Source organism: Streptomyces cavernicola (assembly GCF_029968035.1).
GTDB classification, from domain to species: domain Bacteria; phylum Actinomycetota; class Actinomycetes; order Streptomycetales; family Streptomycetaceae; genus Streptomyces; species Streptomyces cavernicola.
Genome location: NZ_JASCIQ010000020.1, coordinates 93,312 through 106,249, shown reverse-complemented (window position 1 = coordinate 106,249; position 12,938 = coordinate 93,312). Strand labels below are relative to the sequence as shown.

At 71.9% G+C, this 12,938-nt stretch carries 13 protein-coding genes; 7 read left to right on the top strand and 6 right to left on the bottom strand.

Annotation, left to right across the window (positions count from 1 at the left end):
* Nucleotides 1-257: 257 nt before the first annotated feature.
* Nucleotides 258-1,808 carry a signal recognition particle protein gene (gene ffh, locus QIS96_RS20010; protein ID WP_282544022.1) on the top strand — a complete coding sequence of 517 codons (1,551 nt, stop codon included), beginning with the start codon at nt 258-260 and terminating at the stop codon, nt 1,806-1,808.
* Nucleotides 1,809-1,845: 37 nt separating this feature from the next.
* On the opposite strand, the gene QIS96_RS20005 is transcribed toward ffh, so the two are convergent.
* The 6 genes from QIS96_RS20005 to QIS96_RS19980 form a co-directional block, all read right to left on the bottom strand.
* On the bottom strand, nt 1,846-3,072 hold the full coding sequence (locus QIS96_RS20005) for an alanine racemase (protein ID WP_282544021.1): 1,227 nt from the start codon (nt 3,070-3,072) through the stop codon (nt 1,846-1,848).
* Complete coding sequence (locus QIS96_RS20000; protein WP_282544020.1) at nt 3,063-4,205, bottom strand: aminotransferase class V-fold PLP-dependent enzyme; 1,143 nt, start codon at nt 4,203-4,205, stop codon at nt 3,063-3,065. The genes QIS96_RS20005 and QIS96_RS20000 overlap by 10 nt, the downstream gene beginning before the upstream one ends.
* Nucleotides 4,202-5,176: a phosphotriesterase family protein gene (locus QIS96_RS19995; RefSeq protein WP_282544019.1), complete on the bottom strand. Its 975-nt coding sequence runs from the start codon at nt 5,174-5,176 to the stop codon at nt 4,202-4,204. Before QIS96_RS19995 ends, QIS96_RS20000 begins: the two co-directional genes overlap by 4 nt.
* A 10-nt stretch (nt 5,177-5,186) precedes the next feature.
* Nucleotides 5,187-6,551, bottom strand: coding sequence for a YhfT family protein (locus QIS96_RS19990; RefSeq protein ID WP_282544064.1), 1,365 nt, complete (start codon nt 6,549-6,551; stop codon nt 5,187-5,189).
* 114 nt (nt 6,552-6,665) lie between these two features.
* Nucleotides 6,666-7,025, bottom strand: coding sequence for a DUF2620 domain-containing protein (locus tag QIS96_RS19985; RefSeq protein ID WP_282544018.1), 360 nt, complete (start codon nt 7,023-7,025; stop codon nt 6,666-6,668).
* Nucleotides 7,026-7,060: 35 nt separating this feature from the next.
* On the bottom strand, nt 7,061-7,435 hold the full coding sequence (locus tag QIS96_RS19980; protein ID WP_282544017.1) for a PRD domain-containing protein: 375 nt from the start codon (nt 7,433-7,435) through the stop codon (nt 7,061-7,063).
* 139 nt (nt 7,436-7,574) lie between these two features.
* On the opposite strand from QIS96_RS19980, the gene ftsH reads away from it, so the two are divergent.
* From ftsH to trmD, 6 genes are all read left to right on the top strand, one after another.
* Nucleotides 7,575-9,497 carry an ATP-dependent zinc metalloprotease FtsH gene (gene ftsH, locus QIS96_RS19975; RefSeq protein WP_282544016.1) on the top strand — a complete coding sequence of 641 codons (1,923 nt, stop codon included), beginning with the start codon at nt 7,575-7,577 and terminating at the stop codon, nt 9,495-9,497.
* 237 nt (nt 9,498-9,734) lie between these two features.
* Nucleotides 9,735-10,325 carry a hypothetical protein gene (locus tag QIS96_RS19970; RefSeq protein ID WP_282544015.1) on the top strand — a complete coding sequence of 197 codons (591 nt, stop codon included), beginning with the start codon at nt 9,735-9,737 and terminating at the stop codon, nt 10,323-10,325.
* A 330-nt stretch (nt 10,326-10,655) separates the two neighbouring features.
* A complete protein-coding gene (rpsP, locus tag QIS96_RS19965) occupies nt 10,656-11,081 on the top strand; it encodes a 30S ribosomal protein S16 (protein WP_282536720.1) in 426 nt (141 codons plus the stop codon).
* A gap of 2 nt (nt 11,082-11,083) precedes the next feature.
* Entirely contained in the window at nt 11,084-11,323 is a 240-nt protein-coding gene (locus QIS96_RS19960; RefSeq protein ID WP_282544014.1) for an RNA-binding protein, read from the top strand.
* A 79-nt stretch (nt 11,324-11,402) separates the two neighbouring features.
* Complete coding sequence (rimM, locus tag QIS96_RS19955) at nt 11,403-11,993, top strand: ribosome maturation factor RimM (RefSeq protein ID WP_282544013.1); 591 nt, start codon at nt 11,403-11,405, stop codon at nt 11,991-11,993.
* Complete coding sequence (gene trmD, locus QIS96_RS19950) at nt 11,993-12,814, top strand: tRNA (guanosine(37)-N1)-methyltransferase TrmD (RefSeq protein ID WP_282544012.1); 822 nt, start codon at nt 11,993-11,995, stop codon at nt 12,812-12,814. The genes rimM and trmD overlap by 1 nt, the downstream gene beginning before the upstream one ends.
* Nucleotides 12,815-12,938 lie beyond the last annotated feature (124 nt).

Here is a 12,938-nt window from a genome sequence, read left to right as displayed (position 1 = left end):
CCCGCTCCTCAAACGCCGGAGGGGCTGGATTCACGTGCCCCGATAGGGGCGCGGGGAACTGCGCGATCAGCCACGGTGGCGCGGCAGCCGAACGACGAAGCGGGGAGGGGGCCGGGGGCGCAGCCCCCGAGGCTGCTGCAAGCTTTCGGGAAGGGGCGGGGAGGGGAAAACGCAGTCGCCCGCCGGAGCAGTTTGCCGAGCCCGATACCCTGGAGAGCGACTGTCTTCGCCCCCGACCCTGAGGATCTGCGACCGCCGTGTTCGACACTCTCTCCGATCGCCTCGCAGCGACTTTCAAGAACCTCCGCGGCAAGGGGCGTCTCTCCGAGGCGGACATCGACGCCACGGCGCGGGAAATCCGTATCGCCCTCCTCGAGGCCGATGTCGCACTGCCCGTCGTGCGCGCGTTCATCAAGCAGGTCAAGGAGCGGGCCACCGGGGCCGAGGTCTCCCAGGCCCTGAACCCCGCCCAGCAGGTCATCAAGATCGTCAACGAGGAGCTCATCGGCATCCTCGGCGGCGAGACCCGCCGCCTCCGCTTCGCCAAGAACCCGCCGACCGTGATCATGCTCGCGGGTCTGCAGGGCGCCGGTAAGACCACGCTCGCCGGAAAGCTCGGCCTCTGGCTGAAGAGCCAGGGCCACTCGCCGCTGCTCGTCGCCTGTGACCTGCAGCGCCCCAACGCCGTGAACCAGCTGAGCGTCGTCGCCGAGCGCGCCGGCGTCGGGATCTACGCCCCGGAGCCGGGCAACGGCGTCGGCGACCCGGTCAAGGTCGCGCAGGACTCCGTCGAGTACGCCAAGCAGAAGGTGCACGACGTCGTCATCGTCGACACCGCCGGCCGCCTCGGTATCGACCAGGAGCTGATGCAGCAGGCCGCGGACATCCGCGACGCGGTCAAGCCCGACGAGGTCCTCTTCGTCGTCGACGCGATGATCGGTCAGGACGCGGTGAACACCGCGGAGGCCTTCCGCGACGGCGTCGGCTTCGACGGCGTGGTGCTCTCCAAGCTCGACGGCGACGCCCGCGGCGGTGCGGCCCTGTCGATCGCGCACGTCACCGGCAAGCAGATCATGTTCGCCTCCAACGGCGAGAAGCTGGACGACTTCGACGCGTTCCACCCGGACCGCATGGCGTCCCGCATCCTCGGCATGGGCGACATGCTCACGCTGATCGAGAAGGCCGAGCAGACCTTCAGCCAGGCCGAGGCCGAGAAGATGGCGGCCAAGCTGCAGAAGGGCCCGAAGGAGTTCACGCTCGACGACTTCCTGGCCCAGATGGAGCAGGTCAGGAAGATGGGCTCCATCTCCAAGCTGCTCGGCATGATGCCCGGCATGGGCCAGATCAAGGACCAGATCAACAACATCGACGAGCGCGACGTCGACCGCACGGCCGCGATCATCAAGTCGATGACCCCGGCCGAGCGCTCCGAGCCGACGATCATCAACGGCTCGCGCCGCGCCCGTATCGCGCGTGGTTCGGGTGTCGAGGTCAGCGCGGTGAAGAACCTCGTGGAGCGGTTCTTCGAGGCCCGCAAGATGATGTCGAAGATGGCCCAGGGCGGCGGCATGCCGGGGATGCCGGGCGTGCCGGGCATGGGCGGCGGCCCCGGCCGGCAGAAGAAGAAGCAGAAGGTGGCCAAGGGCAAGCGGAAGTCCGGCAACCCGATGAAGCGCAAGCAGGAGGAGCAGGAGGCCGCGGCCCGGCGCGAGCAGGCGCAGCAGGGCGGCGGCGCGTTCGGCCTGCCGGCCGGCCAGGACGGTCAGAACTTCGAACTGCCCGACGAGTTCAAGAAGTTCATGAGCTGAGTCCTGCTGTACGCACGGTCCCGGGTCCGGGTCGCCTTCACGGGCGGCCCGGACTCTGTCGTACGTACGGGTCCGGGCGCCCGTGGGAGTCGTACAGGCCGACGAGGCGGGGCGCGGCGCGGGACAGGCCCGCGACGACCGCGACCGTGCTGCGGGTGACGAACATCTGCGTGCGGAACGCGAGGAGCGCCGTGTCGCCGGGGCGGGGGCGGGGCCCGACGGGCGGCGCGAGCAGGCGGTAGTAGTCGATGTGGCCGGGCGGCGCGGCCAGGACCGCGAGGCGTTCCCCGGTACGGGGAAGGAGCGCCGACTCGACGCCGCCGCGCGGGTAGAAACCGCCGCCGAACAGGGCGGGCCGGCCGTCCACGAGCGTGTGGGCGACCTCCGTGACGTACACGTACGCCGGTCGTTCCGGCTGCCGCAGGTCGGCGGCGTGCAGCGGGGTCGTGCCGGTCAGGGCGTGGCCGGGCTCGCCGTGCGTGACGCCGTGCGCGGCGAGCAGGGGGAGCGTGGCCGCGCAGGTCACGCCGGGGGCGCTCAGCTTGAGCGGCGCATGCCCACGCCCATGCCCGTGTTCGTCCCGGTGCCCGTGGCCTCGGTCGGAGAGCAACGTCCGTGCCTGCAGGGCGAGTCGGAGGTTGGGCGTGGGCTCCGGCAGTCCCGTCGCCGGGTCGCAGCGCAGGCACGGGAAGGCTGTGACGCCCGCGATCTGCACCCCGTCCATCCGCTCCACCGCGCCCGCGAACGCCTCCAGGCCGGCGAGCGGCACCCCGCCCTCCTGACCGGGGAACGTCGCGTCCGCCGCACCCTCGACCCGTACCAACACGTCCTGTACGAAGCCGAGTTCGCTTGCCGTGTCGGAGACAGCGCGGGCGTTGTCCACGTCGAAGACCGTGACCGCCTCCGGCCGCCGGGCGAGCAGCGCGGGCAGCGCGCGGCGCGGGATCTGCGCCAGATGGCCGAGGTTGCCCGCACGGCCGCCCGCCGCGTGCAGCGCCTCCGCCTCAGGCCGGTCGATCGCCGCGTACCGGGGGAGGTGCCGGACGATCGCCCTGATCAGCTCGGGGTTGCGGCCGATCTGCTTGACCACGAACCACAGGCCGAGGCCGAGCCGCCCGGCCTCGGCGGCGAGCAGCGCGGCGTTCGCCTCGACCGCGTCCAGGTCGACGACATACGTGTCCGGCGGGATCGCGCCCGCGCGGTGCAGCTCCGCCGCGGCGTCGACGAGGGCCGGGTTGCGGGCGAGCACGGTGCTCAGGAACACGGGCGGCTCCCGGGCGTGCGCAGGTCGGCGAGGGCGCGGCGCAGGATGTCCACGACGAGGTCCGCGCCGGCCCGCATCGGGTTGATGCGCACCGCCCAGTCCGCGAGCTCCGGGGCGTCGGCCAGGGACGAGCCGGACAGGCGGTAGAACAACGGGGCGATCTCGTAACGGGAGTTGGCGCCCACCGGGTGCGGTGCCGCGCCGTGCCGGGCCGCGGCCTCCGGCAGCGCGCGGGCCACCGGCGCGCTGAGCCGGACGAGGACGCAGCGGTCCTGTGCGTTCGCGATCCGCACCTCGGCCACCCCCTCGACCTCGCCCGCCGCGAGCCGCTCCGCCACCTCCGCGCCCACCCGCGACTGCAGCGCCCACATCACCGGCACGTGCGTGAGGGCCCGCAGCGCGTCGAGCGCCTGGTGGCCCTGGACCTGGCCGCCGCCCGAGTAGTTGTCCCGCCGCACCTTCCCGACCAGGTCGCGCGCGCCCGCCACCACCCCCACGCCCTCCGGCCCGTGCAGCTTGAACAGCGAGAAGCAGGACGCGTCGGCGCCGAGCTCGACCCCGCAGCGGGGCACCCGGAGGACGGCGTAGTTGTCGTCCACGACCGTCCGCACCCCGGCCGCCCGGCACGCCGCGAGCACCGCGCCCGGATCGTACGAGTCGGTGAGCCGCTGCCGGGTGTGCTGCACGTACGCCCAGCCGAACCGGCCCTCGGACAGGGCGAGTTGCAGCGCGGACGGGTCGTTGAGGTCGACCCGCTCCGGCTCCACGGCGAGGCCGCGCAGCGTCGCCTCGGTGGTGCGGTAGACCGGCGCGTCGTGGATGAGCAGCGGCCCGCTGACCTGCCCGAGGGCGGCGCGGATCGCCCCGGTGCCCGCGCCCTGCACAAGCGCCGCGTCCTCGGCGCCGAGGAAGTCCGCGAGCACCGCCTCCACCCGCGCGGTCGTACGCGGACGCCCCAACTCCGGTACGACCCCGACGTCGGACGCGAACAGCTCCCGGCCGTCGAAGTGCGCGGCCGTGCACTCCAGGAGGCGGAACTGGCGGGCGACCGCGTCCTCCAGGGGGACCGTGGGGAGGGGGTGTGTGGCCGGGAGGCGGGGGGCCTTCGAAAAATTGATGTCACAGTGTGTCATCGAAAATTCGACCCACCCTCCCCGCCGGTCAGGAAGCGCAGCGGGTTGCGCCGGGTCATCAGGTCGATCAGCTCCTCGCCCACGCCCGCCGCCCGCAGCCGGCCGAGGAAGGACCGGAACAGCCGCCCGTAGCCGTGCCCGCCGGCCGACTCCAGGTAGGCGTGCCGGGAGATGTCGCAGCTGAGCAGGGCCCGGTCGGCGTGCCCGGCGTCGAGCAGGTCGAGCAGCAGCCGCAGCCGGTCCGCGTCGCTGCGGTAGTGCTCCTTGCCGACGGTGTCGAACGCGACGTACGCCCCCGCCGCCGCCAACTCCCGGTGCACGGACGGCTCGTCGAGCAGGTCCTGGTGCCCGATCGCGACACGGTGCGGGGCGAGTCCCGCGCCGGTGAGCAGGTCGAGCTGGGCGAGGCCGCCGCGCCCCGACCGGGCGTGGGTCGCCACGGACAGGCCCCGTGCTCGGGCGGCCGCGGCGGCGGCGCGCAGACAGCGGGCCTCGGCCGGGCTCGGCCGGTCGCCGTGGCTGCCGACCTCGCCGATGACGCCCGGGTGGATCCGAGTCCCGTCGGTACATGAGCCCACCCCCGCGTCGATCTCGTGCAGCAGGACCCGGGTGAGCTGTTCGACGCCGCTGCCCGCGACCTCCGCCGGGTGGAACGGCTCGTAGTACCAGCCGGTGGCCGCGACCACCGGGACCTGCGCGGCGGCCGAGATCCGGGCGAGGGCGCGCGGGTCCCGGCCCATGCCGCGGCAGCTCAGCTCCACGACCAGTCCGAGCCCGAACTCGGCGCGCAGCGCGGCCAGTTCGGCGGTCACGTACGGGCCGTGCGCCGCCGGGTCGAGGACGGCGGCGCGGTCGCCCGCGCGGTCCAGGTCGAGGACGAGATGCTCGTGGGGCAGGACGGGCCCGCGTACGGCGGCGGGGGAGAGGGGACCGAGAACGGTCCGCAGAACCGGGCGCGCAGGGTGCCGCATCACGCCCCCCTCAGCCCTTGACCGGGGCGAACAGGTCCAGCCAGTACAGGAGATTGAGCACGACGCCGCCGACGAGCACCGCGGCCGGCGCCGCCGCCATCCGTACCACCGGGCGGCCCGTCGCCTCGTTGAGCAGATAGAGGCCGCCGCAGATCAGGATGGCGAGCCCGCCGCCCATCTGGTTCGCGGCAAGCAGCGAACCGAAGAGGATCGCGAGGCCCAGCGCCTCCCCGATCGCGGCGCGCAGATGCTCCGAGGAGTCCCGCACGCTGGGCAGCCGCCCCAGCACCCGCCCGATCGACGACAGGGCGAGCACCTCGACGGCGAACACCGCGGCCCCCGCGACCGCCGCGAGCAGCGGGTTCGGCAGCAGATAGCCGATCGGGTACGCGAGCGTGAACCCGACGATGCCGTACGCGCCGGAGGCGAGCGCCGTCGTCGCGATCAGCGGCAGGAAGCCGAACATCCGGTAGAAGTCGACCTGCGCGGCCTCCGCGTACTGGCCCTTGGCGATCAGGAAACTCGTCGCCTCGCCACCGCCGAACACCTTCAGCTGCGCGAGCACGCAGATCCCGGCACCGAGCAGCATGAACAGCGGCAGATGGCGGCGCAGCCGCGCCGCGCTCGCACTGAACAGCGAGGCCATCGGGTCATCGGCGTCCGCCTCGACCGGATCGGAGTCCGAGCGCTCCGCCCGCTCCGCCCGTTCCGCCCGTTCCGCCCGCTCCGCCTTTCGCCGTCGTACGTCCGCGGTGACGGCGAAGCCGATCAGCATCAGCACGCCCACGGCCATCGCGAGCGCCCCGGCGAACATGTTCGGCCACAGCTTCAACGTCAGTACGACCAGGGCGAGTTCGACCACCCCGACCACGGCGCCGCGCAGCGGTCCGAACTGCCGGACCACGGCGAGCACGGGGAACAGCGTGAACAGGAAGAGGATCGGCGTCGACATCTGCTGCATCGCGGTCAGGAAGTCGACCGGCAGATCGTGCGCCAGTTCGTTCGCCCCGCCCAGGCCGAACACCACCAGGGCGCCCCAGCCCGCGCCGAGCAGCGGCGCCAGCCACTTCCGCGGCGCGAGCAGCCCGAGCACATCGGTGGGCAGGAACAGCAGCCACGGGTTGAGCACCCCGGACGCCAACGCCATCGGAGCCCCGAGCCCGAACACGAACCCCGCCGACAGGCCGAACGACACCGCCGCGGTCGCGGCGCGGGTGCTGCGGCCCTGGACGAAATCGAGCATGAACGGCCGTACGCCGTCGTTGAACACGGCGAGGGCCAGATGCGAGACGAACGCGGTCAGGGCACACAGCGCGATGACCGTGAGCTGCTGCGGCAGCGCCAGGTCGAGCCCCGCCCGCGCGGCTGAGCCCACCGCGTCACCCGCCGAGGCTAAGCCCACCGCGTCACCCGCCGAGGCTAAGCCCACCGCGTCACCCGCCGAGGCTAAGCCCACCGCGTCACCCGCCGAGGCCAGGGCGTCCACGGCTCACTCCGCTCGTACGGAGATCGCGCGGGCCAGGACCGGAGCGACCGCCTCGGCCCGGTCGAGGGCGAAGCCGAAGACCCGCTTGCCGTCGCCGAGCAGCGCCGCCGCCTCGTCCGCGCTCGGCACGCCCCGCCCGAACGTGTGGCAGGCCGGCCGCCCCATCAGTCCGACCAGCACGCCGAGGGAGGCGCCGGCGCCGGTGTGACAGGTGCCCAGGTAGTAGTCGGCGCGACCGGCGCGCAGCAGCATCGCGGCGTCCAGGTCGCTGGAGACGGCCACGTCCACGCCGGCCAGGCCGAGCCGCCGCACCGCCTCGGCCACCTCGACCTTCCCGACGCCGCCGGTGAGGATCTTCGCCATGCCGCTTCCCCTTCGCTCGGTCGGTGGGCGCTCGGTCAGTGGGCGCCGTGGCGGGCGAGCACGGCCAGATGCAGCCCCAGGAAGTTCACCTCCGACTCGGGCAGCGCCGCCCCGAGCCGCTCCCGCGCCCGCGCGGCGACGGCGCGCGCCCGCCGCACCGCCTCGGGGTGGTCCGCCAGCTCGGCCGCGACCTGCGCGTCGGTGCCGTACTCCGTGATCGGCTCGCCGTCCACGAGCCGGCTCAGGGCGAACATCAGATGGCTGGTCAGCAGCCCCGCGCTCGCATCGGTGACGAGGGCCCCCTCGGCGTCGAGCGCGGCCAGCTCGGCGACCACGAACTCGACGACCTCGGGCCGCACTTGACCCCCCTCACGGAACAACCGAACCCGTATCGCAAGCCGCTCGTCCACGGTCCTCCCATCGCACTTCGAGAAGCGGACAGTAACCAGGATTCCGGGCACTGCCAACGGCTGTGGACAAAGGGGCCCGGCCGCGCCCGCACCCCTGGTCGAAATGCTCGGTAAGTCCCGTCCGCCAATAATGGCGAGCGTGACCAGCCCCGTGCCTCCCCGCGACCGGACCGACCAGCCGTGGCGCTCGGAGGGTGCGCCGCCGCCCCCGCCACCCAAGAAAAAGGTGAGCTGGCGCGGCCTCATCTGGACCGCACTCCTCGTCTATGTCCTCACCAACCTGCTGCTCACCTTCTTCGGCGAACCGGAGCCCACCAGGATCTCGTACACCGAGTTCAGCAAGCAGGTCACCGCGGGCAACGTCGCCAAGATCTACGCCAAGGGCGACCAGATCCAGGGCGACCTGAAGAAGGCCGTGAACAAGCCCGAGGGCGACAAGGGCACCTACGACAAGTTCGCCACCCAGCGGCCGAGCTTCGCCGACGACCAGCTGTGGGCCGAGCTGACCAAGGCGAAGGTCACCGTCACCGCCGAGCCCGTCTACAAGGAGCCCAGCCTCCTCGCCAACCTGCTGATCTCCCTCCTGCCGATGCTGCTCCTCGTCGGCCTCTGGGTGTTCATGGCCCGGCGGATGGCGGCGGGCATGGGCGGCGGCGCGGGCGGCATGCTCGGCCGCAAACAGCCCCCGAAACCGGTCGAGTTGGCGGCGCACAAACGCACCACGTTCGCCGACGTCGCGGGCATCGACGAGGTCGAGGGTGAGCTCAACGACGTCGTCGACTTCCTCAAGAACCCCGACAGCTACCGGAAGATGGGCGCCCGCATGCCCGGCGGCGTCCTCCTCGCCGGCCCGCCCGGCACCGGCAAGACGCTGCTCGCGCGAGCTGTCGCGGGCGAGGCCGGAGTGCCGTTCTTCTCGGCCTCCGCCTCGGAGTTCATCGAGATGATCGTCGGCGTCGGCGCCTCCCGCGTACGGGAACTCTTCGCCGAGGCCCGCAAGGTGGCCCCGGCCATCATCTTCATCGACGAGATCGACACCATCGGCCGGGCCCGCGGCGGCGGCTCCGCCATGGGCGGCCACGACGAACGCGAACAGACCCTCAACCAGATCCTCACCGAGATGGACGGCTTCACCGGCTCCGAAGGCGTCGTCGTCATCGCCGCCACCAACCGCGCCGACGTCCTCGACCCCGCCCTCACCCGCCCCGGCCGCTTCGACCGCACCGTCATGGTCAGCCCACCCGACCGCAAGGGCCGCGAGGCCATCCTGAAGATCCACACCCGGGAGATCCCGCTCGCCGGCGACGTCGACCTCGCCCAGGTCGCCCGCACCACCCCCGGCATGACCGGCGCCGAACTCGCCAACCTCGCCAACGAGGCCGCCCTCCTCGCCGTCAAACGCAAACAGCCCCAGGTCACCGGCTCCGACCTCTCCGACGCCCTGGAAAAGGTCCAACTCGGCGCTGAACGGCCCCTGGTGATGCCCGACGAGGAACGCCGCCGCACCGCCTACCACGAGTCCGGGCACGCCCTGCTCGGCATGCTGCAGCCCGGCGCCGACCCGGTCCGCAAGATCACCATCGTGCCGCGCGGCCGCGCCCTCGGCGTCACCCTGTCCACGCCGGACGCCGACCGGTACGCGTACACGGAGGACTATCTGCGCGGCCGGATCATCGGCGCGCTCGGCGGCATGGCGGCGGAGCACGTCGTGTTCGGCGTCATCACCACCGGTGCCGAGAACGACCTCGAACAGGTCACCAACATCGTCCGCGGCATGGTCGGCCGCTGGGGCATGAGCGAACGCGTCGGCCGCCTCTCCGCGCTCCCCGGCGACGCCCAACAGGCGTACGGACTCGCCGCCGCACCCGGCACCCTCGACACCATCGACGGCGAGATGCGCCGCATCGTCGACGAGTGCTACGAGAGCGCCTGCCGCCAACTCCGCGAGAACCGCGACAAGTTGGACGCCCTCGCCGAGGCGCTGCTCGCCAACGAGACCCTGGAGGAGGCCGACGCCTACCGGGCGGCCGGCGTCACCCGCCTCACCAAGGACACAGACTGACGTTGTACGGTCGCCGTCGTGCCACGTGCGTACGGCACCACCCTCATGCGGCGTACATGCCGCTACGTATCACCTTGGCGTGAGCTGTGTGCCTTGCTGTGTGTTCCACCGCAGATCAGCGCAGATCGACGCACCCGCCCGCGTCGCGACGCATCAGCCGCAACTGACTGGTACGTGCAAATTATTTGGGATGCCCCGTAATAGGAACACCGAGGGCCCCCGGCTCGTTGTCACGACGTGAGCACGACACCACCTGTACTCGCCGCAGAGCTGGCGCAGGCGTGGGCCGACATTCAACGGCACCACCCCGAGCTGCCGAGCCTTGCCGCGCCCGAGTCCCTGATCGGAGAGTCCTCGTCCGCCTGCGGCGCCGAGCTCTCCTTCGAGCGACTGCTGCACGAGGCAGTCCACGGCATCGCCGCCGCCCGCGGCGTCCGCGACACCTCGCGCGCCGGCCGCTACCACAACCGCCGCTTCCTCGCGATCGCCGAGGAGCTGGGCCTCGACCACCCCGAGGAGCCGCACCCGAGCAGCGGCTTCTCCCTGGTCACGCTCAACCCGGAGGCGAGAAAGCGGTACCGCGCGACGATCGAACGCCTCAAGAGCGCCCTCAAGGCCCACACCGCGGCCACGTCGCACGACACCGCCCGCAGCTTCCGCGGCCCCGCCGCGCGGCACGGCTCGTCCGGCGGCGGCGTCCGCGTCAAGGCGGTCTGCGACTGCGGCCGCAACGTCCGCGTGGTCCCCTCGGTCCTCGCCCAGGCCCCCATCGTCTGCGGCGGCTGCGGCAAGCCTTTCCGCATCCCGGAGGTCGTGGGCGCGGCGTGAGGTAAAGCCAGACCTCGCTGCAAAGGTCAGCCCTCGCCCGTAAAATCCAGCCCTCGCCCGCCAAAATCAGCCCCTCCGGCGTTTGAGGAGCGGGGGTTCCGGGGGCTGGCCCCCGTGTCCTCGGCCGGGTCGACGGCCACTCGTAGTCGGGGGATCAGGCCCGAGGAACCCCGCCCCCGCGAGGTATGGCAGAATGGCCAGCTGTACTCGACAGCCGCACAGGACCCCTCTCTCCTCCGGCTGACGCGTCCATCGGGCACTCGAGTACCGCAACCCCACGCGGCATCTTCGTTGTGCCCACCCACGTCAAGACCAGGAGACACCACTCCCGTGGCAGTCAAGATCAAGCTGAAGCGTCTGGGCAAGATCCGTTCGCCTCACTACCGCATCATCGTCGCCGACTCCCGTACCCGCCGTGACGGCCGGGCCATCGAGGAGATCGGCCTGTACCACCCGGTGCAGAACCCCTCCCGCATGGAGGTCGACGCCGAGCGTGTCGCGTACTGGCTGGGTGTCGGCGCGCAGCCGACCGAGCCCGTGCTCGCCATCCTGAAGAAGACCGGCGACTGGCAGAAGTTCAAGGGCGAGCCCGCCCCGGCCCCGCTGCTGCAGCCGGAGCCGAAGGCCGCGCGCCCGACCTTCGAGGCCGTCGGCGCCGAGGACGAGCCCAAGGGCGAGGCCATCACGCAGAAGAAGAAGGCCGAGAAGAAGGACGACGCTCCGGCTGAGTCCGCGGCCGAGTCGACCGAGGCCTGAGCATGCTCGAGGAGGCTCTCGAGCACCTCGTGAAGGGCATCGTCGACAACCCCGAAGACGTGCAGGTCGCCTCCCGCAACCTGCGCCGCGGGCGCGTCCTCGAGGTCCGGGTCCACCCCGACGACCTCGGCAAGGTGATCGGCCGCAACGGCCGCACCGCTCGCGCCCTGCGTACCGTCGTAGGGGCCATCGGCGGCCGTGGTGTCCGCGTCGACCTCGTCGACGTCGACCAGGTTCGCTGAACCGCAAGGCAATACCGGCACGGGCCGGGGAGGGCTTCTGGCCCGCCCCGGCCCGTCGTCGTACGAAGGAGAACGCAACGTGCAGTTGGTAGTGGGACGCATCGGCCGCGCCCACGGCATCAAGGGCGAGGTCACCGTCGAGGTCCGCACCGACGAACCCGAGCTGCGCCTCGCCCCCGGCGCCGTACTCGCCACCGACCCGGCCGCGACCGGGCCCCTCACCATCGCCGCCGGCCGTGTGCACAGCGGACGCCTGCTGCTTCGCTTCGAAGGCGTTCGCGACCGCAACGCCGCCGAGGCCCTCCGCAACACCCTGCTCATCGCCGACGTCGACCCCGAGGAACTCCCCGAGGGCGACGACGAGTACTACGACCACCAGCTCATGGACCTGGACGTGGTGACCGTCGACGGCCAGGAGGTCGGCCGCATCACGGAGATCTCCCACCTCGCCTCGCAGGACCTGTTCATCGTGGAACGGCCCGACGGCACCGAGGTCATGATCCCGTTCGTCGAGGAGATCGTCACCGACATCGACCTCGAGGAGCAGCGCGCCACCATCGACCCGCCGCCCGGCCTCATCGACGACCGCGCCGAGATCGCCTCCGCGCGCGACGCAGCCGACGAAGCCTCCGACGACGCGTCCGGCGAAGCCTCCGGCGAGGACTTGTAATGCGCCTCGACGTCGTCACGATCTTCCCCGAGTACCTCGAACCGCTGAACGTCTCCCTCGTCGGCAAGGCCCGCGCCCGCGGCCAACTCGACGTTCACGTACGCGACTTGAGGCAGTGGACGTACGACCGGCACAACACCGTCGACGACACCCCGTACGGCGGCGGACCCGGCATGGTCATGAAGACCGAACCCTGGGGCGACGCCCTCGACGACGCGCTCGCCGACGGCTATGAGGGCGGCGCCCACGGCCCCGCCCTCGTCGTGCCCACCCCCAGCGGCCGGCCCTTCACCCAGGAACTCGCCGTCGAGCTCTCCGAGCGGCCCTGGCTGATCTTCACGCCCGCCCGCTACGAAGGCATCGACCGCCGCGTCATGGACGAGTACGCGACCCGCATGCCCGTCTACGAGGTCTCCATCGGCGACTACGTCCTCGCCGGCGGAGAGGCCGCCGTCCTCGTCATCACCGAGGCCGTCGCCCGACTGCTGCCCGGCGTCCTCGGCAACGCCGCATCGCACCAGGACGACTCCTTCGCGCCCGGCGCCATGGCCAACCTCCTCGAAGGGCCCGTCTACACCAAGCCCCCCGAGTGGCGCGGCCGGGACATCCCCGACGTGCTGCTCAGCGGGCACCACGGCAAGATCGCCCGCTGGCGCCGCGACGAGGCGCTGCGCCGCACCGTGCGCAACCGCCCCGACCTCATCGAGCGCACCGACCCCGCCGCCTTCGACAAGAAGGACCGCGAAATGCTCTCGATCCTGGGCTGGAAGCCCGGCCCCGACGGACGATTTGGGCCAACGCCCGACGCCGTGGAACAATAAGCCGCTGCTGTACGTCCAGCCTGCGCCCCTGCCACAGGGGGAAAGACGCCGGCCCGACGCGATCAGCTACCGAAACTCATCGCATACCTCCCGCCGATGACCTGTGGCATCGGCGAAGAAAGCA